22 protein-coding genes are annotated in these 21,417 nt (G+C 69.6%); 3 read left to right on the top strand and 19 right to left on the bottom strand.

Translation table 11 applies throughout. The features are described 5' to 3' along the window. Positions 1-2 precede the first annotated feature (2 nt). From phnY to ABEG18_RS09925, 3 genes are read right to left on the bottom strand one after another with little or no spacing between them, the layout of a single operon-like run. Positions 3-1,472, bottom strand: coding sequence for a phosphonoacetaldehyde dehydrogenase (gene phnY, locus ABEG18_RS09935; RefSeq protein ID WP_406857902.1), 1,470 nt, complete (start codon positions 1,470-1,472; stop codon positions 3-5). After that, positions 1,462-2,709, bottom strand: coding sequence for a phosphonoacetate hydrolase (gene phnA / locus ABEG18_RS09930; RefSeq protein ID WP_406857901.1), 1,248 nt, complete (start codon positions 2,707-2,709; stop codon positions 1,462-1,464). Before phnA ends, phnY begins: the two co-directional genes overlap by 11 nt. Beyond that, positions 2,709-3,863 carry a 2-aminoethylphosphonate--pyruvate transaminase gene (locus ABEG18_RS09925; protein WP_406857900.1) on the bottom strand — a complete coding sequence of 385 codons (1,155 nt, stop codon included), beginning with the start codon at positions 3,861-3,863 and terminating at the stop codon, positions 2,709-2,711. Before ABEG18_RS09925 ends, phnA begins: the two co-directional genes overlap by 1 nt. A gap of 105 nt (positions 3,864-3,968) precedes the next feature. Here ABEG18_RS09925 and ABEG18_RS09920 point away from each other — a divergent pair, with 105 nt between their 5' ends. Next, a complete protein-coding gene (locus tag ABEG18_RS09920; RefSeq protein ID WP_406857899.1) occupies positions 3,969-4,892 on the top strand; it encodes a LysR substrate-binding domain-containing protein in 924 nt (307 codons plus the stop codon). On the opposite strand, the gene ABEG18_RS09915 is transcribed toward ABEG18_RS09920, so the two are convergent. The 7 genes from ABEG18_RS09915 to ABEG18_RS09885 all read right to left on the bottom strand — a co-directional run bounded on the left by ABEG18_RS09915 (position 4,855) and on the right by ABEG18_RS09885 (position 8,894). Further along, complete coding sequence (locus tag ABEG18_RS09915; protein ID WP_406857898.1) at positions 4,855-5,694, bottom strand: EamA family transporter; 840 nt, start codon at positions 5,692-5,694, stop codon at positions 4,855-4,857. The two genes, ABEG18_RS09920 and ABEG18_RS09915, sit on opposite strands and share 38 nt — an antisense overlap. Before the next feature lie 231 nt (positions 5,695-5,925). Then, entirely contained in the window at positions 5,926-6,192 is a 267-nt protein-coding gene (locus tag ABEG18_RS09910) for a hypothetical protein (protein WP_406857897.1), read from the bottom strand. A gap of 10 nt (positions 6,193-6,202) precedes the next feature. Continuing rightward, entirely contained in the window at positions 6,203-6,469 is a 267-nt protein-coding gene (locus ABEG18_RS09905; protein WP_406857896.1) for a hypothetical protein, read from the bottom strand. Between the two features lie 84 nt (positions 6,470-6,553). Next, complete coding sequence (gene infA / locus ABEG18_RS09900) at positions 6,554-6,826, bottom strand: translation initiation factor IF-1 (protein ID WP_406857895.1); 273 nt, start codon at positions 6,824-6,826, stop codon at positions 6,554-6,556. 153 nt (positions 6,827-6,979) lie between these two features. Further along, complete coding sequence (locus tag ABEG18_RS09895; RefSeq protein WP_188517919.1) at positions 6,980-7,189, bottom strand: cold-shock protein; 210 nt, start codon at positions 7,187-7,189, stop codon at positions 6,980-6,982. A gap of 292 nt (positions 7,190-7,481) precedes the next feature. Beyond that, entirely contained in the window at positions 7,482-8,213 is a 732-nt protein-coding gene (locus ABEG18_RS09890) for a Crp/Fnr family transcriptional regulator (RefSeq protein ID WP_406857894.1), read from the bottom strand. Between the two features lie 75 nt (positions 8,214-8,288). Then, the gene (locus tag ABEG18_RS09885) at positions 8,289-8,894 is read right to left on the bottom strand and encodes a histidine phosphatase family protein (protein WP_406857893.1); all 606 of its coding nucleotides are present in this window, start codon (positions 8,892-8,894) and stop codon (positions 8,289-8,291) included. Positions 8,895-9,041: 147 nt separating this feature from the next. On the opposite strand from ABEG18_RS09885, the gene recQ reads away from it, so the two are divergent. Then, complete coding sequence (gene recQ / locus ABEG18_RS09880) at positions 9,042-10,907, top strand: DNA helicase RecQ (RefSeq protein ID WP_406857892.1); 1,866 nt, start codon at positions 9,042-9,044, stop codon at positions 10,905-10,907. Between the two features lie 12 nt (positions 10,908-10,919). Here the strand turns inward: recQ and ABEG18_RS09875 are convergent, their stop codons facing one another. From ABEG18_RS09875 to ABEG18_RS09860, 4 genes are all read right to left on the bottom strand, one after another. Continuing rightward, positions 10,920-11,987 carry an ABC transporter ATP-binding protein gene (locus ABEG18_RS09875; protein ID WP_406857891.1) on the bottom strand — a complete coding sequence of 356 codons (1,068 nt, stop codon included), beginning with the start codon at positions 11,985-11,987 and terminating at the stop codon, positions 10,920-10,922. Between the two features lie 20 nt (positions 11,988-12,007). Continuing rightward, positions 12,008-14,299 carry an ABC transporter permease gene (locus tag ABEG18_RS09870; RefSeq protein WP_406857890.1) on the bottom strand — a complete coding sequence of 764 codons (2,292 nt, stop codon included), beginning with the start codon at positions 14,297-14,299 and terminating at the stop codon, positions 12,008-12,010. A gap of 60 nt (positions 14,300-14,359) precedes the next feature. Next, complete coding sequence (locus tag ABEG18_RS09865; RefSeq protein WP_406857889.1) at positions 14,360-15,409, bottom strand: ABC transporter substrate-binding protein; 1,050 nt, start codon at positions 15,407-15,409, stop codon at positions 14,360-14,362. A gap of 103 nt (positions 15,410-15,512) precedes the next feature. Continuing rightward, positions 15,513-16,298, bottom strand: coding sequence for an inositol monophosphatase family protein (locus tag ABEG18_RS09860; RefSeq protein WP_406857888.1), 786 nt, complete (start codon positions 16,296-16,298; stop codon positions 15,513-15,515). 287 nt (positions 16,299-16,585) lie between these two features. On the opposite strand from ABEG18_RS09860, the gene ABEG18_RS09855 reads away from it, so the two are divergent. After that, on the top strand, positions 16,586-16,801 hold the full coding sequence (locus ABEG18_RS09855) for a hypothetical protein (RefSeq protein WP_406857887.1): 216 nt from the start codon (positions 16,586-16,588) through the stop codon (positions 16,799-16,801). A 76-nt stretch (positions 16,802-16,877) separates the two neighbouring features. On the opposite strand, the gene ABEG18_RS09850 is transcribed toward ABEG18_RS09855, so the two are convergent. The 5 genes from ABEG18_RS09850 to ABEG18_RS09830 form a co-directional block, all read right to left on the bottom strand. After that, positions 16,878-17,870, bottom strand: coding sequence for a cation diffusion facilitator family transporter (locus ABEG18_RS09850; protein WP_406857886.1), 993 nt, complete (start codon positions 17,868-17,870; stop codon positions 16,878-16,880). Between the two features lie 56 nt (positions 17,871-17,926). Further along, positions 17,927-19,006 carry a class I SAM-dependent methyltransferase gene (locus ABEG18_RS09845; protein WP_406857885.1) on the bottom strand — a complete coding sequence of 360 codons (1,080 nt, stop codon included), beginning with the start codon at positions 19,004-19,006 and terminating at the stop codon, positions 17,927-17,929. A gap of 269 nt (positions 19,007-19,275) precedes the next feature. Beyond that, positions 19,276-19,452: a DUF1328 domain-containing protein gene (locus ABEG18_RS09840; protein WP_406857884.1), complete on the bottom strand. Its 177-nt coding sequence runs from the start codon at positions 19,450-19,452 to the stop codon at positions 19,276-19,278. 1 nt (position 19,453) lies between these two features. Beyond that, positions 19,454-19,648 carry a CsbD family protein gene (locus ABEG18_RS09835; protein ID WP_406857883.1) on the bottom strand — a complete coding sequence of 65 codons (195 nt, stop codon included), beginning with the start codon at positions 19,646-19,648 and terminating at the stop codon, positions 19,454-19,456. Positions 19,649-19,754: 106 nt separating this feature from the next. Further along, on the bottom strand, positions 19,755-21,302 hold the full coding sequence (locus ABEG18_RS09830) for a trimethylamine methyltransferase family protein (protein ID WP_406857882.1): 1,548 nt from the start codon (positions 21,300-21,302) through the stop codon (positions 19,755-19,757). Between the last annotated feature and the right edge of the window lie 115 nt (positions 21,303-21,417).

Genomic DNA, 21,417 nt, shown 5'->3' with positions numbered 1-21,417 from the left:
CGTCACGTCGGCCAGGGCGTCGACCAGGTCCGGATCGTGGTGAAGCTCTTCATGGCCTCGACCACGCCCTCCTTGTAGCCGAGCCCGGAATCCTTGACGCCGCCGAAGGGCGACATCTCGATCCGGTAGCCCGGGACTTCCCAGACATTCACCGTGCCGACGTCGAGTTCGTTCACGAAGCGGGCCACATAGTCCATGCGATTGGTGCAGACGCCTGACGACAGGCCGTAGGCCGTTCCGTTCGCGATCCGGATCACCGAATCGATGTCGTTGGGCGTGCGGATGATCGGGATCACCGGCCCGAACGTCTCCTCGCGCACCAGCTCGCAATCCGGCGGCGCGCGGTCCACCACGGTGGGCGGAAACAGCGCGCCTCGCCGCGGCGGGCCGTAGAGGATCTCGGCGCCCCGGGCCGCCGCGTCCTGGACGCGCCGCTCGAACTGCCGCGCCGCGCCCTCATGAATGACGGTCCCGACGTCGGTGGCGGGATCCATGGGGTCGCCGAAGGTCAGCCTGCGGGCCTTCTCCAGCACCAGCGCGCTGAACTCGTCAGCCACCGCCTCGACGCACAGGATGCGCTTGACGGCGGTGCAGCGCTGGCCGGAGTTCTTCGTGGCGCCCTGCACAGCGAGCTCGGCGGCCTTGTCGAGGTCGGCGTCCTCCATGACGATCAGCGGATCGTTGCCGCCGAGCTCCAGCACGATGCGCCGGTAGCCCGCCCGCTCGGCGATGTGCTTTCCCACCCGAACCGAGCCCGTGAAGGTGATCAGGTCCGCATCCGGGTCGGTGATCATGCTGTCGCCCATGACGGCCGGGTTTCCGGTCACGACGGACAGCATCTCGGGGGGCAGGCCGGCCTCGTAGAGCACGTCGGCCAGCGCCAGCGCGGTGAGCGGCGTCAGCTCCGTCGGCTTCAGCACCACGCGGTTGTTGGTCGCGATGGCGGGCGCGAGCTTGTGGCTCACCATGTTGAGTGGATGGTTGAACGGCGTGATGGCGGAGATGACGCCCAGAAGCGGCATGCGCTGCGTGAAGATCCTGCGCTGCTTGCCTTGCGGGCTGATGTCGCAGGCGTAGCTCTCGCCGTCGTCCCTGATGCAGAGCTGGCCGGCGAAGGAGTAGACATCGTAGGCCCGGCTCGCCTCGTAGAGGCTGTCCTTCCAGCACAGGCCGGTTTCGGCCGTGATCAGCCGGGCGAAGTCTTCCCGCCGGTCGCGCAGGATGTCGGCGGTGCGCAGCAGGATCTGCTGGCGCTCGTAGCGCGACAGCTTCGGCTTGAACGCCCGGGCCTTGGCGAAAGCCTCGCGGACATGCTCGGGCCGCGCGCTCGGGACCGTCCCGACGACCTCGTCCGTATAGGGGTTCAGGACCTCGACCACCTCGTCGGTCGCCACCGGCCGGCCGGCGATGCGCATGGCCTCGCGGCGAAACCCTGGCGCCTTCGGGCGCGTGACCGCGGCTTCACTGGACATGGTTGAGCGCCACGTCGAAGGCGTCGAAATTGCGCAAGGTCCGCCCTGGCGGCAGCGTGACGCGTCGGTTGGAGATCATCGGCACCGCCTGCTCGGTGAGGCCGCCATGGGAGCGCAGCGGCTCGGTGAGCCCGCTGAGATCGTGGCGGTCCCGGCTCGAACCCAGCGCCTTGCGGCGGGATGAGACGACGACGACATCACCGATCCGGTCGGCCGGCAGGTCGAAGCGGCGGCAAGCCTCCTCTGCGTCGACCGCCGCCTCCACGCCGGGCAGCCCGGCGATTCGCGCCGCGACGGCGCGGGCGTCTCCCGCGGACTCCAGATAGACGGTGGCGAAGGATCCCAGCGCGCCATGGTGGACCACATAGGGGTCCGTGATCGGCAGGATGACGCGGGCCGCGCCCTGGCCCAGCCACTCGTCCATGACGTCCTGCAGATAGAGCACGTCGGGCTGCCCGTCCGGCAGGTGCTTGTCGTTCATGCCGTGGTCGGCCGTGAGCACCAGGGTGCAGCCCAGCGCGTCGAGTTCGCCCACATAGCGGTCCATCATGGCGTAGAAGGCGTTGGCCATCGGTGAGCCCGGAGCCGCCTTGTGCTGCACATAGTCCGTGGTGGACAGGTACATGAGGTCCGGCCGCATGAGGCCGATCAGCTTGACGCCGGCGGCCATGACGAATTCCGACAGCTCGGCCGAGTACACGTCCGGCAGCGGCATGCCGACCATCGCCAGCGCGTCGGAGACGCCATGCTCGGCCCTGGTCGCCTTGTCGGCCTTCTCGGAGGAGAACGCCACGGCGGTCCCGGCCGCCATGGCGAGGCCGTGGCCCAGCATGGCCCGCAGCTTGTCCTTGGCGGTGACCACGGCCACCTTGGCCCCGGCGTCCTGGAAGGCCTTCATGATGGTGGGGGCGCGCAGGAACCGCACGTCGTTCATCATCACCTCCTCGCCCGTCGCACGGTCGAAGAAGTAGTTTCCGGCGACGCCGTGCACGGAAGGCGGACGGCCGGTGATGATGGAGATGTTGTTGGGGTTGGTGAAGCTCGGAATCTGGGCCTGGGCCGTCAGGTTCGCGCCCTCCGCCATGATGCGGGCGAAGTTCGGGGCGAGGCCGGCCTCGACCGCCGCCTCGATATAGCCGGGTTCGGACCCGTCGATGCAGACCACGACGGTGGGGCGGCTCGGGAAGGCGTAGTCGCGCCCGTTCGCGGTGATCACAGCCGGCCTGCGGGGACCCATCAGGCGGCCCTCCGGGGCGACGCCGAGACGACGCCCAGTTCGGCCATCACGTCGCGCACGGCGTCGAGCGCCAGTCTCATATGGCTGGCCTCCAGCCGGCCGATGCAGCCGATGCGGAAGCTGTCGGCGACGGTGAGCTTGCCCGGATAGATGACGAAGCCGCGATCCTTCAGCCGGTCGTAGAACTCCTGGAAGGCGAAGCGAGGATCGGCCGGCATGTGGAAGGTGACGATGATGGGCGCCTGCAGAGCGTCGGGCAGCAGCGTCTCGAAGCCGAGCGCCCGCATGCCCTGGACGAGGGTGCGACGGTTCTCCTCGTAGCGGGCCAGCCGGCCGGGCTGGCCGCCCTCGGCCCAGAACTCGCGCAGGGCCTGGTGGAACGCGACGATGACGTGGATCGGCGGCGTGAAGCGGTACTGCCCCGTCTTCTCGAAATTCGCCCACTGGTCATGCAGGTCGAGCGACAGGGTGGTCGCGGAGCCCTTGGCGGCGGCAAGGTCGACGGCGCGGGCGACCACGAAGCCCAGCCCCGGCACGCCCTCGATGCATTTGTTGGACGAGGCCGCGATCGCGGTCGCATGCGCGGCCCGGGCGTCGAGCGGCAGCGCGCCGAAGGCGCTCATCGCGTCCACCAGATAGGCCTTGCCATGGCGGCGCGCGACGGCGCCGATCTCCTCGACCGGGTTCAGGACGCCCGACGTGGTCTCGCAGTGCACGGCGAACACATGCGTGATCGACGGCGAGCGGGCCAGCAGCGCCTCGATCTCGGCGAGGTCCGGCGGGACGTCCTCGGGGGTCTCGTAGACCACGCTCCGGCGACGGGCGATGTCGAGGATGCGCCGCGCGCGGTGGCCATAGGCGCCGTTGACCAGCACCAGGCACTCGCCGTCCGGCGGCACGAAGGTGGTCAGCATGGCTTCCACCGCGAAGGTGCCGGAGCCCTGCATGGGAACCGCGACATAGTCGCCCTCCCCGTTCACGATCCGCGGCAGCGCCTCCAGGACCTCGCGGTTGATCCGGACGAAGGCGCCGTCGCGCGATCCCCAGTCGTGCAGCATCGCCTCCTTGACGCTGCGGGACGTCGTCAGGGGTCCCGGCGTGAGCAGGAAGTCGTCCCCGGTGTCGGAAGTGGCGCGCGGCGCTGACGCTGGCATCGGTCATCCTCGGCAGTGTTCGGCCCAAGCGTAGCCGACCGGACCATCGACGCCAGCCACGTGTTTCAATAGGCTCCATAGACTGACTCTATGGATTGAGCGTCGATGAACCACACCCAGTTGCGCGCCTTCCACCTCGTCGCCATGTCGGGCAGCTTCAGCCTGGCGGCGCGCACCGACGGCCTCGCCCAGCCTACGCTGTCGGCGCAGGTAAAGGCGCTCGAGGGCGCGTTCGGGGTGAGCCTGTTCGATCGCAAGCGGCGCGGCGTGCAGCTCACGCCGCTCGGCCATTCGCTGCACCAGATCACCACGGCCTTGTTCCAGTGCGAGGAGCAGGCGCGCGACCTCCTGGCCGGCGCGCGGCGGGTCACGCGCGGCCACCTGCGCGTGTCGGCCGACAGCGCCTACCACGTCATGCCCGTGCTGGCCGCGATGCGCGACCGCCATCGCGGCCTCACCTTCCAGATGCGGATCGACAACTCCGCCACGGTCCTCTCCCAGGTGCTCGCCTTCGAGGCCGACGTCGCCGTGACGGCGTTGCCGACCTCTGACCCGCGCGTGACCACGCAGCCGCTGCGGCTCGACCGGCTGGTGCTGTTCGTGCCGGCCGCGCATCCCTGGGCGGAGCGGGGCGCGGTGTCCTCGGCGGAGATCGACGGCTGCGACCTCGTCATCCGGGAGCGCGGGTCGATCACCCGCGAGGTGTTCGAGGCGAGGCTGGCCGCCGACGGCGTCCGGCCCGGCGCGCTGTTCGAAGTCCAGACCCGCGAAGCGGTGCGCGAGGCGGTCGGCGCCGGCTTTGGCGTAGGCGTGGTGTTCGAGAGCGAGTTCGGCGCAGACCCGCGCTTTCGGGCGCTGTCGCTGGAGGGGCACGGGCTGGAGGTGGGCGAATATGTCGTCTGCCTCGCCGAGCGGCGCAAGCTGTCGCTGGTGTCGGCCTTCTTCGACGCCGCATCGGCGCTGGCGGCCCAGGAAGGTTGGCTCGCCGCGTCTAGGCCAGCCGGATCAGCGCCAGCCCCGTCACGATGAGGCAGGCGGACAGGACCCGCGCCGGACTGGGCGGCTCCTTCAGCCAGAAAACGGCGATGGCGCTGGCGAACAGGACGCTGGTCTCGCGCACTGCGGCTACCAGCGCGATCGGGGCGACGGTCATGGCCCAGATGGCGATCCAGTAGGCGCACAGGCTCATGGCGCCGCCGAGCAGGCCGGGCCACCGGAATCGCCAGAGCGGGCGAAGGCCGGAGGGGCCGCGCAGCCAGAGCGCCACGGCGGTCAGGCCGACCCCGTCGAGGACAAAGAGAGCCGCCGCATAGGCGTGAGGATCCCCCGCCGCGCGGGCGCCGAGGCCGTCGGTGAGCGTGTAGACGCTCACCATCACGGCGGTCAGCCCCGCATAGGCCAGCGCCCGGGGGTCGACGGAGCGCCTGCGGCCGGCCAGCGCCAGCAGGCCGATCCCGGATGCGAGCGTCGCGATGCCGGCCAGCGTCAAGGTGGGCAGCGCCTCGCGCAACAGCGCCAGGGATCCCAGCGTGGTGATCAGCGGCGCCGAGCCTCGCGCGATCGGGTAGACGACGCCCATGTCCGCGCGCGCATAGGCCGCGGTCAGGAAGATGGAGTAGCCGAGATGAATCACCGCGGAGGCGATCAGCCAGGGCCACGCGGCCGCGATCGGCCACCCCGTGACGAGGACGGCCGCGCCGCCCAGCGCCGCGCCGGCGCCGTTGATCAGCACCATCGCCAGGAACGGCTCGATGCGGATCTTCAGCACGGCGTTCCAGCCCGCATGGAGGGCTGCGGCGGCGAGCACCGCGAGGAAGACGGGCAGGGTCATGAAGGATCGCCGCGAATCGGCGCAGGCTTGCGCTGGAGGCCGATCCTAGAAGCGCGGGCGCCCCCACGATACCGGAGGCGGACAGGCGGGCGCGAAGGCCCGCCGTCCCGTCGGCGCCGCGCGCCGCCGCTCAGCCATGCTGTGTTTCGATGGAAACGCAGCATGGCCCAGGTTTCTGGGCTGTCGCATGCTTCCTGCGAAAAGCCGGATTCCACCTTGTCGCAGCATGCTCTAGTTGCGGGAGAGCGCGCGGGGTTCGGTGTGAGGGGTGATCGGAAGGACGTGCTCGACCTCCACATCCGCGTGGCGGTCCATGATCTCGGCCACGATGAAGCAGTCGTCCCGGTCCATTTCGACCATCGGGTAGAGCGCGAACGCCTCGAAGGTTTCCACGATCTCGGCGTCCCGACCGAATGTCAGGACGCAGTTTTCGCCGCGCATGAACCAGTCGGGTACGTTCGCGCCGGCCTCGAAGGTCCAGCGCCTTTCTGAGGGCATGCGCGAGGTCTCAGACCGCGGCTGCGCTCGCCGTGACCGCCTTGGCGGCGGCCGCCGCCTCGGACGCGGCCTTGGTGCGCCACAGCTGGAAGCCGGACGATCCGATCGCGCTCTCGATATCGCGGCGGGAGAAGTTGTGCGGGGGGTTCTGGCGCGTCTGCAGCACGCCTGTGATGCCCCAGGGACCGTACCGCTCCGGCAGCTTCGAGCCCTCCGCGTCGCCCGCGAAGGCGTTCAGACCGTCCTTGGCTTGGGACGTGAACATGAAGATGCGCATGGTCGGCTCCTTGTGCTTTGACGTGTGCTCGCGGACGCAGTCCGCGACGAGACGGGCCCTGTGGCCCGTGGGATCGACGATCGCCTATCGGCGGCGGAACGGAGGCCGGCGCGCGCCGCCCGGACCTGCGGGACGCTCGTCCTTGTGACGGTAGATCAACCGTCCTTTGTCGAGATCGTAGGGCGACATCTCGACGGTGACGCGGTCGCCCGTGAGCGTCTTGATGCGAAACTTCTTCATCTTGCCGGCCGTGTAGGCGATCAGCTCATGGCCGCTCTCGAGCCGTACGCGGAAGCGGGCGTCGGGGAGGATCTCGGTGACCTGCCCTTCGAATTCCATCAGTTCTTCTTTGGCCATTGCTCCTCAGGGGTTCTGGCGCATCGGGAGCGCAGAGGCGCGGCGCGATGCTGGGCTTTCGGGAAACCTCAAAAGGAAAAAGCCGTTCCGCGTGGAACGGCTTCCTGTCGGGGCTGTGGCGCGCGGGCGAACCCGCGCGCGGGCTCCGGCTGCTTACGCGGCCTGGAGGTTGCCAGCGGACTGCTTGCCGGTGCGGCGGTCAGTCTCGAGCTCGTAGGAGATCTTCTGGCCCTCGACCAGGCCGCGCATGCCAGCGCGCTCGATGGCGGAGACGTGGACGAAAACGTCCTTTCCACCTTCGTCAGGCTGAATGAAGCCGTAGCCCTTTTGGTCGTTGTACCACTTCACGGTTCCGGTAGCCATTGGGGTAGTCCTTTCGGTGAACTGCAAACGCACGTGGAGATCCGGCCGCGAGAGCGCCCGTTCTCCGGTTCGTCGATGTTTGGAGAGATTGTCGCAGCGTGCGCCTGTGTTCAGGCGAAGCGGCCCAGTCGTCCGGCCAAATGTCGATGCCGTATAATTACCCCCTTATCGATGATTTTTCAACCTCGGCGTCGCTTTTTTCTCACACGCCTCGTCCGGCATGCCTCGGCTGCGCCGATCTCAACCGGTGGATTGGCGGATTCCGGCGCGAAACAGCGGGCCAGAACTGGAGTCAGTGGGCGCGGGATGCGACTTCCGCACGCGGCTGGCGCGGCCGCTCCGCCGAGAAGGCGAGTTGCTCGATGGTGCCGAGGTCGATGAGGTGCACCCCGCCCTTGACCAGGCGAAGCAGCTTCTGCCTCTGCCAGACCTGCAGCTGCTTGTTGGTGCTCTCGCGCGAGAGCCCGATGAGCTGGCCGAGTTCGCGCTGGGTGATGGCGACATAGCCGCCCGTCGGCGACAGGCGCAGGAGCGCCTTGGCGAGCCGGCTGGAGACGTCCAGGAAGGCGACGTCCTCGACCTGCTCGCTGGTGGTGCGCAGCCGCCGGCAGAGCAGGCTGATGATCCTCATCGCCGCGCCGGGGCGGTCCTCCACCAGGGGCAGGAAGTCGCGCCGCTCCACCACCAGAAGCTCGCTCGGCGCCATCGCGACCGCGTCCGCGGATCGCGGCGCGCCGTCGATGAGCGCGATCTCGCCGAAGACCTCGCCGGCTCGCATCAGGTTGAACACGAGCTCGCGCCCGTCGGCCGCCGGGACGCCGATCTTGATCAGGCCCTCGACGACGATGAACAGGCTCTGGCCGGGGTCGCCCTTGCGGAACAGGATCTCGCCTCTATCGACCTGCACGGAGCGCACATAGGACGACAACCGTTCCAGATCGGCGGGTTCCAGGGCCGCGAAGAAAGGGTGGGTGTTCAGGAGACGCAGCCGCGTTTCCAGGCTCGGCTTCTTGGCGTCCCGCATCAAGGCCGCTCCGCAACTGAGAGGCGAGATCATCTCGCCTTTCATCGCAGGGCGCAACAGGCCGGGGCGGCCCGGCTAAGCTGATACGCCGAGGCGAGCCCGTTCGGCTTGGCGGAAATGGTCGGACAGGGAGCCCTGCAAGGTCACGACTTCGCAATTGGCCATCCATCGGCCCGTCAACCAACGAAAGAACGTTCCATGGCCGACGATCGCGATGGCGCGCTCGGGCCGCTCCTCCAGCCACTCGCCGAAATGCTCCACCCGATCGCGGAACACTGATTCGGGCTCGTAGGGGACGCCGCGCTCGTCGGCGTCCCCGTCATGCCACCAGGGATCGGCGAGGTGATCGAAGGAGAGCGAGGGAAACTCCCGGACGAGATGCGCCGGGCTGCGGCCCACGTCGCAGCTGCTCTCCAGCCTCTCGCGGTGCTTGCAGGTGACGAGGACCGGCACGTCGCGGTCCTTGAAGACGCCGAGCGCGGTCTGGAGCGCGCGCGTCAGCGGCGAGGCGATGACGAGGTCCACGGCCACGCCCTCCATCCGGCGGCGGGCGTCCTCCACCTGGGACAGGCCGAGCTCCGTGAGGGGCGCGTCGATATGGCCGGGGTCGACGCCCGTCAGCTCATAAGCCTGGTTGAAGGTCGACTGGCCGTGTCGGATCAGGTGGATGGTGCGGGTCATCGAAGTCCGGTGTCGGAGGGCGGCGTCGGGTCTGGCGCGGGGGCTGTGTACCGCCACCAAGCAACCATCACAATGCGTCCGGCCGGGACCCTGTTCCACGCCGGGCGCCTGCCGGGGCCGTCCACGCCTCTTCGCCGCGCCGGACTTGTGCGTGACGCCCCGGACGTGCAGCGTCCCGCCTTTGTGGGGAGAGGATTCGCATTGGCCGAAGATCCGGTCGACGTCCTGCATCGATGGTTCGGCCACAAGGCCTTCCGGGGCCGGCAGGAGGAGGTCGTGCGCCACGTCGTCGGCGGCGGCGACGCGGTGGTGCTGTTCCCGACCGGCGCCGGAAAGTCCATGTGCTATCAGGTGCCTGCGCTCTGCCGCGAAGGCGTGGGCGTCGTCGTCTCGCCGCTGATCGCCCTTATGCGCGACCAGGTGGAGGCGCTGCGCCAGGCCGGGGTCGCCGCCGCGGCGCTGAACTCGACGCTGACCAGCGCCGAATCCTACGCCGTCCGGCAGGACTTCCTCTCCGGCAAGTTGAAGCTGCTCTATGTGACGCCCGAGCGGCTGGTCTCGGACGCCTTTCTGGATTTTCTGGGCCGCGGCCGCATCGCCCTGATCGCGATCGACGAGGCCCATTGCGTGAGCCAGTGGGGCCACGACTTCCGGCCCGAATACATGCAGCTCGCCGTGCTGGCGCAGCGCTTCCCGAACGTGCCCCGGATGGCGCTGACGGCTACGGCCGACCCGCAGACCCGCGACGACCTGCGCCGGCGCCTGGCTTTGGAGGACGCCCCGGTCTTCGCCACCAGCTTCGACCGGCCGAACATCCGCTACGAGATCGTCTCCAAGACGAACCCGCGCCGGCAGCTCCTCGATTTCCTCAGCCGCAGGCGGGGCGACGCCGGCATCATCTATTGCCTCAGCCGCAAGAAGGTGGAGGAGACGGCCCAATACCTGAACGAGCACGGGTTCAAGGCCCTGCCCTACCACGCCGGCATGGACCGCGCGGTGCGCGACGCCAACCAGGACGCGTTCCTGCGCGAGGAGGGCCTGGCGCTGGTGGCCACCATCGCGTTCGGCATGGGCGTGGACTCGCCCTCGGTGCGCTATGTCGCGCATCTCGACATCCCGGGCTCGATCGAAGCCTACTACCAGGAGACCGGGCGCGCCGGACGCGACGGCCTGCCGTCGGACGCCTGGATGACCTACGGCATGTCGGACCTGGTCCGGCGGGCGCAGATGATCGAGGAAGGCGAGGCCCCGGCCGAGGTGAAGCGCGTCGAGCGGGCCAAGCTGTCGGCGCTGCTGGCCGTCTGCGAGACGGCCGGGTGCCGCCGGCAGGCGATCCTGGCGCATTTCGGCGGGAGCCACCCGGGCGCCTGCGGCGCTTGCGACACGTGCATCACGCCGGTCGAGACCTGGGACGGCAGCGAGGCGGCCCAGAAGGCGCTGTCGGCGATCTACCGCACCGGCGAGCGCTACGGGGCGGCCTATGTCATCGACGTTCTGCGCGGCGTCGCGTCCGAGAAGGTGACGCGCGCCGGCCATGACGCGATCAAGACCTTCGGGGTCGGCGCCGACCTCGACGAGAAGGTCTGGCAGTCGGTGATCCGGCAGCTCGCCGCCATCGGCGCCATCGTGGTCGACCACGACGCCTATGGGGCGCTGACGCTGGGCGACGGCGCGCGGGCGATCCTGAAGGGCGAGCGCCGCATCGAGATGCGCAAGGACCGCGTCTTCAAGGCCGAGCGGGTCAGCCAGAAATCCGTCCGGGCGGCCGCGGCCGCGGCGCTGGACGAACCCTCGCAGCGGGTGTTCGAGGAGTTGCGGTCCGAGCGCATGCGCATCGCCCGCGAACAGGGCGTGCCGCCCTATGTGGTGTTCCACGACTCCACGCTGCGCGACATGGCGCTGATCCGCCCCCGCAACCGCGGCGAACTCGCCAGCGTTCAGGGCGTCGGCGAGGCCAAGCTCGAGCGCTACGGGGCGGCCTTCCTGGCCGCCGTGGCCCGCGCGGACCGCTGAGCCGCGCCGCTTTCAGCGGTTCGGCAGCACCACGATTCCGGCCTCGGCGAAGCCGACATGCACCTTGGAGCCCGGGGGATGGACCTGGGCGCGCCCGGCGTCGACGACGAAGAGGTCGCCGAGCGCGCTGGAGACGCGGTATTCCAGGCTCCGGCCCAGATAGGAGCTGTGCTCGACGACGCCCTCGATCCCGGGGCGGCCCTGGCCGGCCAGCGAAATCGCCAGCGCGTCGGGCCGCACCGCGAGCTTGACCGGACCGGCCGCGGCGCCGCGCCGCGCGAGGTCCAGCGTCATCGGGCCGACCCGGATGAGGCCGCGGTCTCCCCTCTCCTCCTCCAGCACGCCTTCCAGGATGTTCGCGTCGCCGATGAAGTCGGCCACGAAGAGGTCGGCCGGCTGCTCGTAGAGTTCGCGCGGGGAGCCTTCCTGGGCGATGCGGGCGTTCGACATGACGATGATGCGGTCGGAGACGGCCAGCGCCTCCTCCTGGTCGTGCGTCACATACGCGACCGTAAGGTTGAGTTCCTGCTGCAGCGCCCGGATGTCCTCGCGCACGCGGCGGCGGAGCTTGGCGTCGAGATTGGACAGCGGTTCGTCGAAGAGCAGCACCTGCGGCTCGAGCACGAGCGCGCGGGCCACCGCGACGCGCTGCTGCTGCCCGCCCGAGAGTTCAGAGGGAGAGCGGTTCTCCAGCCCCGCCAGGCCCACGACGGCGATCTTCTCGGCCGCCATCTCGCGGGCCTGCGCCTTCGGGACCCCCTGGACGGACGGGCCATAGGCGACGTTCTCGATGACGCTCATATGCGGGAACAGCGCGTAGGACTGGAAGACCATGCTGACGTCGCGGTCCGCCGCGGACAGGCGCGTCACGTCGGCTCCGCCGATCATGATCTGGCCCTCGGAGGCCATCTCCAGGCCGGCGATCAGGCGCAAGGTCGTGGTCTTGCCGCAGCCGGAGGGACCCAGCAGCGTCACCAGCGTGCCCGGCTCAATGGTGAAGGAGACGTCGTCGACGGCCGTCACCACGCCGTAGCGCTTGCTGACGTGGCGGAATTCGACGGAGGCCGGAGCCTTGGCCATGCGGTGTTCCTTGTTGGGGGTCAGCCGCCGGCCGCGACGACGGCGGCCGGCGCCTCGCGCCGCCCGAGCCGGCGTTTGCCGACGAGGAGCTCGATGCCCAGGATGGCGACGAGCATGACGCCGATGAGGACGGACGAATAGGCGATGGCGATGCCGAACTCCCCGGCCTCCACGCGCCCGACGATGTAGGTCGTCGCCATGTTGTACTTGGCCGACACCAGGAAGATCACGGCGCTGACCGCCGTCATGGCGCGCACGAAGGAGTAGACCAGCGTGGCCAGGATGGCGGGCCGCAGCAGCGGCATGACGACGTAGCGCAGGGTCGTCCAGGACCGCGCGCCTAGCGTCAGCGAGGCTTCGTCGAGCGACTTGTCGATCTGGCTCAGCGTCGCCACGCCGGAGCGCACGCCCACCGGCATGTTGCGGAAGACGAAGCAGATGATCAGGATCAGCGCCGTGCCGGTGAGCTCGAAGGGCGGCACGTTGAAGGCCAGGATGTAGCTGACGCCGACGACGGTGCCCGGGATGGCGAAGCTCAGCATCGTGCCGAACTCGAAGGCGCGCAGGCCCGTGAAACGCTGGCGCGTCAGCAGATAGGCCGTCAGCAGCCCGATGGCGGCCGTCAGCGGCGCGGCGAAGGCGGCGACCTCGAGGGTGGCGAAGAGCGAATCCCAGGCGCCGCCGGAGAACACCAGGCCGCCGGCCCCGCTCTCGACGCGGAAACCGGCCGAGTAGTGGTCCATGGTGAGGCTGTAGTCCCGCCCGAGGCTCTTCACGAAGCCGCCGATCAGGATCAGCAGGTAGATCGCGGCGGTGAAGAGGGCCCAGGGAAGCGCGGTGAGGTAGCAGGCCCAGGCGACCCGCCGCGGCAGCGGCAGAGGCAGGCCCGCGTCGCCCTTGCCGCCCACGGTGACGTAGACCTTCTTGCCGAGCCAGACCTGCTGGGCCCAGAAGGCCAGCAAGGTGAAGGCGAGCAGCACGATGGACAGCACGGCCGCCCGGCCCTGGTCGGTGGCGGCGCCGACGACCGCGAAGAAGATCTTGGTGGAGAGCACCTCGAAATTGCCGCCCAGCACGAGCGGGTTGCCGAAATCGGCGAGGCTCTCGACGAAACCGAGCAGGAAGGCGTTGGCCAGCCCCGGCCTCAGCAGCGGCAGCGTCACGGTGCGGAAGGTCGTCCACCGGCTGGCGCGCAGGGTCTGTGAGGCCTCCTCCAGCGACGGGCTGACGCCCTGCACAACGCCGACCAGCACCATGTAGGCGATGGGCGTGAAGGCGAGGAGCTGGGCGATCAGGATGCCCGGAAGGCCATAGATCCAGCGCGAGCGCGGAAGGCCGAACCACTCCGACAGAAGCGCGCTGACGGCCCCGGACCGCCCGAAGAGCAGGATCAGCGCCAGCCCGATGACGAAAGGCGGGGTGATGATCGGCAGGATGGAGAGGATGCGCAGCGCTCCCTTGAAGCGGAAGGGCGTGCGGGTGGCGATGAGCGCGAAGGCGAGGCCCAGCGCGGTCGTGCCGAGGCCGACGAGCACGCCGAGGAACAGGGTGTTCCAGGCCACGCCGCAGCGCAGCGGGCCGGCGAGGCAATCCAGACCCCAGATGGAGGGGTCGGAGATCTTGGCGGCGAATTCGGACGGCGCGAACCGGCCGGCGTTGTCCTGGAAGGCGCTGGCCAGGATGGTGGAGACCGGGAAGAAGACGAAGAGCAGGATCAGCGACACGACCACGCCGACCGAGCAGACGATGAAGGCGTCGCCCCGGCACCAGCCCCGGCCGGCGAGGCCCTGGCAGAGCAGGATCAGGAAGGCCAGCAGGAGCAGCGCCGCGCCGAGGCCAAAGCCGATCTGGCTCGGACCCGGCCCGCCCATGAGCGCCGCCACCCAGGCGAAGCTCCAGCCCTTGAGGCCGATGAGGAAGCCCTGCTTCAGCAGCGCCCAGACGCCGAGTGCGCCGGCCCAGACCAGCAGCGCGTTGCGCCGCAGCGGGTTGCGGTCGCGGACCGCGAACGTCGCCAAGGCCAGCAGGACGAGCAGCGGCAGCAGCCACCAGGCCCGGCCGGACACGGCGAGCGCGAGGCCGGAGCCGGCGGGACCCAGCGGGTAGCCCGAAAGGCTGGCGGAGCCGGCCGAGAGGTCGAGCCAGTACCAGGGCAGGAGCGCGAAGGCGATCCAGGCGACGACGACGACCGCCCCGCCCCGCACGGTCTCGGCGCCGGCGCGCCGCTCCCGGAACTTGCCCCGGCGCGGCCGTTCCTCGCCGCTCAGGCCCAGGCGGGAGGGCCCGCCCGGAGCCTCGCTGATCGCCGACATCGAAAGCCCCGCTCCCTTGGTGGTCCCGGGGAGGCGCGTCCCTCCCCGCTCCGATCAGGCCTATTTCGGCTGGTTCTTGACCTCGGCGTCCCACTTGGCGAGCAGCCGCCGACGCTCCTCGGACGAGCCGTATTTGGCGAAGTTGAAGTCGATCAGCTTGATGTCGGCCAGCTTGGGCGCCTGCGGCGGGACCGGCGTCGCCTTGTTGGAGGGCACCTGGTAGGACTTCGCCTGGGCGCCGAGCGCCTGGGCGGCCGGAGTCAACGCCCAGTCGTACCACTTCTTGGCGTTGTCGAGGTTCTTGGCGCCCTTGATGATCGACATCGAGCCGATCTCGTAGCCGGTGCCCTCGCAGGGCGCGACCGCCTTCATGGGCGCGCCTTCGACGATCATCGTGACATGGTCATGCAGGAAGGCGATGCCGACCGTGGTCTCGCCGAGGCTGGTGGCCTTGGCCGGGGCCGCGCCCGATTTCGTATACTGGTTGATGTTCTTGTGCAGGGCCTTCAGGTAGTCGAAGCCCTTCTGCTCGCCCATGATCTGCACGATCGTGGCCAGCATGGTGTAGGAGGTGCCGGACGAATTCGGGTCGGCGACCTGGACCTCGTCCTTCAACTTCGGATCGAGCAGGTCCGCCCAGCATTTCGGCTCGGCGAGCTTCTTCTCGGCCAGGAGCTTGGTGTTGTAGGCGAAGCCGAGCGCGCCCGAATAGACGCCCACGGTGCGCCCCTTGGTCTGCTCCCACTGGCGGACCGCCCAGTCGTTGAGCTCCGAGAGCTTGGGGGACTTGTACTCCTCCGTCAGGCCCTCCTCGGCGGCCTGCTGGTGAGGGTCGCCGGTGCCGCCCCACCAGATGTCGCCCTTGGGGTTGGCGGACTCCGCCTTGATCTGCGCATAGGTCTCGCCGGAGCTCTTGCGGGTCATGGAGACCTTGATCCCGGTCTCCTTCTCGAAGGCGGCCACCATCGGGCGGCACCACTCCTCCTGGACCGAGCAGTAGACGGTGAGCTGGCCCTGCGCCGCGGCCGGCGTCGCCAGCGCGGCGGTCCCGAGCAGAAGCAGCGCCGCCCCGAAAACGGCCGATCCCCGCGCCGTCACTGTCATGATCATGTCATCAACCTCCCAAAAGCTCTTGTTTTTTCGGAGTTTGGCGCGGAGCGTCCACTCCCGTCAACCGATTACAACCGACTGACCGGCCGCCCGGCGCGCTCCGCTACAGCGCAATGCCCGACGCCCGCGAGAGCGCCGGCCCGAGCGCCGGCGTGCAAGCCAGGATCGGGGCGCCGCGGGCGAGCCCGCCCTGGCCCATGAAGTCGCTCACGGCGCCGCCGGCCTCGCGCACCAGCGCCACGCCGGCCAGCACGTCCCAGGCGTTGATGTGAAGCTCGCAATAGCTGTCGAGACGTCCGGCGGCCACATAGGCCATGCCCAGCGCGCCGGAGCCGCAGCGGTAGAGGCCCGCACCCATCTCCATCACACGCGCGCACAGGGCGATGTAGTCCGGCACGGGCCGGCGCATGCTCCAGCCGCATTCGACCGAGGCCGCCCGGATATCGGAGACGCCCGACACCCGCAGGGGCGCGCCGTTCAGCGTGGCGCCCCGGCCCTGCAGGGCGGCGAACATCTCGTCGCGCATGGGATCGTAGATGACGCCGATCACCGGCTCGCCGCCGGCCACATAGGCGATCGAAATGCAGAAATGGCCGATGCCGCGGGCGAAATTGGACGTGCCGTCGATGGGATCGACCACCCAGACGCCGTCCGTGCGGCCGGCGGAGCCGTGCTCCTCGCCGATGAAGCCGTCGTCCGGGAAGGCGCGCGCGATCGCGGCCGCCACCAGCGTCTCCACCTCGCTGTCGACCTCGGTCAGGAAGTCCTGGTGGCCTTTCATCTCGTAGGTCTGCGCGCCGCGAGTCGCGAAGCGCTCGCGAATCACCGCGCCCGCGGTCCGCGCCACGCTCACGGCGGCGCCGAAGCGCTCTTCCAGTCCTGTCGGCATCGTCGCCCCCTGTTCCGGCCGGACCGTAGCGCTCGCGTTGGGGAAACCCAAGCCGTTTCAGCGGGCTCGCGGCCGTCTTTGCACAACCGGCGTGCGCTGGGCGCCGCATCGCCGGGCAGGATGCGCCGACAATCGGCGGATGGTTGTGATTTCGTTACGGATCCATGCGCCGACATCATGGGCGGCATGAGCCAAACCGGGATGTTGCAGTGCAGCAAATCATGTATCCCATCATCAACGTCTAGATCAGGAAGCGCTCGGGGATCTCTGTCTGAAGGAGAATTCCCATGGCCAACTCGGCCCTCGCACTCGACGCCATCCTGTCGGCTCCTGCACGCTCGTCCCGGCCCAGCATCGTCCGGATCCTGTTCGAGCGTTTCAAGACCGCCAGGCGCGCGGAAGCCGAACAGGTGGTCGCCCGCTACATCCAGCTCAACGGCGGTCGCCTGACCGACGACCTGGAGCGTGAGATCTCCCGCAAGTTCGGCGACTTCGCCGGCTAAACCTTGGGCGGACCGATCCGCCCCGCATGGCCCGGAGCCGGCCCGCGCCGTCGGCGCGCCGCCGGCCCGCCTTGCCCTACGCCTCGCGCGTCTGGGACGCCGTCTCGAAGACGGGCGGCTCCTCCACGCCGAAGCGGCGAGCCCGCGCCGTCGCGTAGCCCCGCGCCGTCTGCGGCTTCACAAACAGCATCGTGACCGCGGGGGCGGCCCCCCTCACCTGCTTCTCGATGGCGTCCACCACGCGCTCGATGTCGGGCGTGCGCAGGTCGTCGTCGAACTCGATGCTGATGGATGCGGTGATCTGGTCCGGGGCCAGATGGGTCGTGATCACGCCATTGGCGCTGGCGACCCCGCGCTGGTCGCGCGCGACCCGCAGGATCAGGTCGCTGATCGCCCGGTCGGCGGGCTCCCCGATGAGCAGGCCCTTCGTCTCGCGGGCGAGGATCAGCGCGGTCACGCCGAGAAGGCCGCCGATCGCCAGGGAGCCGATCGCGTCGAATTCCGGCCTGCCGAGTTCATGCGCCGCGTAGGTCGCCAAGAGAGCGATGCCGAGGCCGATCACGGCCGCCGTATCCTCCAGCAGCACCGTGAAGGTCGCCGGATCCTTGCTGCGGCGGATCGCCGACAGCACGCCCCGGTCGGGATTGGAGGCGCGGAACTGGCGGTAGGCCACCGCCCACGAGATCGACTCGAAGACCAGCGAGAGCGCCAGGACCGCGTAGGCCACCATCGGGCTCTGGATCGGTTCGGGATCGCGCAGGTGGACGACGCCCTCATAGATGGAGACCCCCGCGCCCAGCGCGAAGACGAGCAGCGCGACGACGAAGCTCCAGAAATAGAGCTCGCGGCCATGGCCGAGCGGATGCTCCGCGTCCGGCCGCTGGGCCGAGCGGTGCAGGCCATAGAGGAGCAGGACCTCGTTCAGCGTATCGACCAGCGAGTGCACCGCCTCGCTGAGCATCGACGAGCTGCCGGTCCACGCCGCCGCGCCGAACTTGGTCACGGCGACGGCGAGGTTGCCCGCCAGCGCGGCGTAGATGGCGGGCTTGGACGCGTGACTTGACGCCATGGGAGACCTCCGGCCCCCAACGGAGGGCCGGCGGCGAACGTTCCCGCCCGCTTGGCTCAGGGCCGCGCTTCGATCACCATGTTGAAGGGCGTGGAGGCGGCGACCCTCACCTTGGAGAACCCGCCCTGCCGGATGACGTCCAGGAGCCTCTCCTGGCCGGCCTGCGCGCCCAGCGCGAGCCCGACGTCCTGCGACAGCGAGGCCGGCGTGCACAGCATGGTGGAGGCCGAGTAGTAGATCCGGCCGATCGGGTTCAGGTTGTCCTGGACGTGGTCGCCCGCCATGGGCTCGACCACCATCCAGGTCCCGTCCCGGGCCAGTGTCTCCCGGACGTGGCGGGCCGCGCCGACCGGATCGCCCATGTCGTGCAGGCAATCGAAGAAGGTGACGAGGTCGTAGCCCTTCACCGGGAAGCTGCGGGCGTCTGCGACCTCGAAGGTCGCCCGGTCGGCCACGCCGGCCTTCTGGGCGTTCTCCCGCGCCTTTGCGACGGAGGCCTCGTGATAGTCGTAGCCCCAGAAGGTCGACCGCGGGAACGCCTTGGCCATGATGGTGGTCGACGCGCCGTGGCCGCAGCCGACGTCGGCGACGCGGGCGCCGCGCTCGAGCTTCTCCACGACGCCGTCCAGCGCCGGCAACCACTCGGCCACGAGGTGCTGGTTGTAGCCTGGGCGGAAGAAGCGCTCGGTGCCGCTGAACAGGCACTGGTGATGCTCGTGCCAGCCCACGCCCTTGCCGGACTGGAACGCCGCCGTGACCTTCGGCTCGTCGCGATAGAGCGCCGCCACGATGTCGTAGGCGCCGGCCATGAACATGGGGCTGTCGCCGTCGGCGAAGACCGCCGCCTGCTCGGGCGGAAGCGTGTATTTGCCGGTGGCCGGGTCGAACTCCACATAGCCGGACGCCGCCATGGCGTTCAGCCACTCGCGGACATAGCGTTCGTGGGTGTGGGTGCGCAGGGCCAGCTGCTGGGGTCCGATCGGACCGGCGCCGGCCATGGCGCGGTAGAGCCCGAGCCTGTCCCCGATCAGGATCAGCGCGCCGCTGAAGGCCGCGCCCATGTCGCCGAGCATCCGCCCGACGAACGCATTCATCTTCTGCTCGTCCGGTGCGGTCCGGGTTGCGATATCGGTCATGACGCCCTCCATCGGGACGCGCCCGGTCGGGCGCGCCGTCATTCATCGGAAGAAGTCGTGAGCGGGACCGGGCCCATCGATCGCAGGCCCGCAGGGCCGCTCGCGATACGCACGTCGCACGGCGGATCAGGCCGCGCGCATGCAGGACCATAGCACGCCGCGGGCCCGGCGGCGCGTTCCCCGCAAGGACCGTCCAAACGAAAGCGGCCCGCCCAAACGAAAGCGGCGCCCCGAGGGACGCCGCTTCGCCAGATCCGCGCTGAGCGGAGCTAGATGGTCGGCCGCCTGCCGCGCATCATGCCGACCACGGCCGACACGACGAACAGAACGATGGCCACGTAGAAGAGGATCTTCGCGCCTTCCATGGCGGTGCCCGCCACGCCGCCGAAGCCGAGGGCGGCCGCCACCAGCGCAATGACCAGGAAAACGATAGCCCAGCGGATCATGTCAGATCTCCCGGGTCTTGCGGTCGGCGTCGCGGACCGCGTCCTTCACGCCGCCGGCGGCGTTCTGGACCTTGCCCTTGATCTGGTCGCCCTTGCCTTCGGCCTGCAGCTTCGCGTCGCCGGTGATCTCGCCGGCCACTTCCTTGACCTTGCCCTTCGCCTGATTCAAGGCGCCTTTGATCCGATCGCTATCCATGTCCGTCTCCCAAGCTTCAGGTGCTGGAAGAACGGCGCTGGCCTTCGCAAGGTTCCCTCGTCCGGCTGCGACGACGCTGAAAACGGGGACGAATTTCGCTCCGCCCTCAGTACCACATGTCCGGCATGGCCGATTTCCGGCGGGCCACGAAGTCCTGGAGGGCCTCGTCGACGCCCGGGTCGATGGCGGGGGCCTGGTACTCGGCCAGCATGCGCTTCCAGCGGGCGTTGGCGCGGCGCGGCAGGTCCAGCGCGCCCTCGTCCGTCCATTGCTCGAAGGAGTTGTTGTCGGAGCTCGGCAGGTCGTGGAAGGCGGTCTCGACGTTGCGCATGGTGTGGGCCGAGCCGAGGAAGTGCTTGCCCGGCCCGACCTCCGCGAAGGCGTCCATCGCAAACGCGTTCTCGTCCAGCGCCATGCCCTGCGCGAGCACGTGGAAGACGCCGCATTGCTCGGCGTCCATGACGAATTTCTCGTAGCTCATGGCCAGCGCGCCTTCGGCCCAGCCTGCGGCGTGCAGGATGAAGTTCGCGCCCGCCAGGAAGGCCGGCCACATCGAGTTGGCGCTCTCATACGCCGCCTGCGCGTCCGGGATCTTGGAGGCGCACAGATTGCCGCCGCAGCGCAGCGGCACGCCCAGGCGGCGGGCGAGCTGGCCCACGGCGAAATAGGCCAGGGCCGGCTCCGGCGTGCCGAAGGTGGGCGCGCCCGACTTCAGCGACATGGAGGAGAGGAAATTGCCGAGGATCGCGGGCGAGCCCGGGCGCTCGAGCTGGCCCAGCGCCACGCACACCATGGCTTCGGCGAAGCACTGCGCCAGCGCCCCGGCCGTGGTCACCGGCCCCATCGCGCCGCCCAGGATGAAGGGCACGCAGACGGGCGCCTGGTTGGCGGCCGCATAGGCGCGGATCACCCGGCTGGCCTCGCCGTCCAGCACCAGAGGCGAGTTGACGTTGACGTTGCCCAGGATGACGCAATGGCGGTCGACGAAGTCGGCCCCGAACAGGATCCGGCACATCTCGATGCTGTCCTGGGCGCGTCCGGCGGTGGTGACGGAGCCCATGAAGGCTTTGTCCGACCAGCGCGCATGGGCGTAGACCATGTCGAGGTGGCGCTTGTTGACCGGCACGTCGACGGGCTCGCACACGGTGCCGCCGGAATGGTGCAGCCACGGGCTCACATAAGCGAGCTTCACGAAGTTCTCGAAATCCGCCAGCGCGCCGTAGCGGCGGCCCTGGTCGATGTCCGTCACGAAGGGCGAGCCGTAGGCGGGCGCGAACACCGTGGCGTCGCCCCCGATGACGACCGATCGGGCGGGATTGCGGGCGTGCTGGACGAACTCGCGCGGCGCCGTCGCCGTGATGAGCGAGCGGACCAAGCCGGGCTCGAAGCGCAGCCGCTGGCCGGAGACCTCGGCGCCCGCCGCCCGGAACAGCGCCAGGGCCTCGTCGTCGCCCCGGATCTCAAAGCCGATCTCGGCGAGGATGCGGTCGGCATGGACCTCAAGCGCCGTCAGGCCCTCCTCGCCCAGCATCTCGTAGGCGGGGATCCGCCGCCGGATATAGGCCGGCCCGGCCACCCCGGCCGCTGCGGAGCGGGCGCGCTGGCGGTTCTCGCGGCCTGTCCGCTGCGGCCGTTCCGCCTGGTGAAGGGTCATGGCGCCGCCCCTTTTCGTCGCGTCGCGGTCATTGTGGGCGCGCTTGCGCGACGCCGTCCAGCGCCCGGCGGGCGGCCGCGTCGAATTTAAATCAAGCCGCCCCGCCCGATGTCGG

Source organism: Alsobacter sp. KACC 23698 (assembly GCF_045348435.1).
Lineage (GTDB): Bacteria > Pseudomonadota > Alphaproteobacteria > Rhizobiales > Beijerinckiaceae > Alsobacter.
This window is presented reverse-complemented; position numbering and strand designations above follow the sequence as displayed.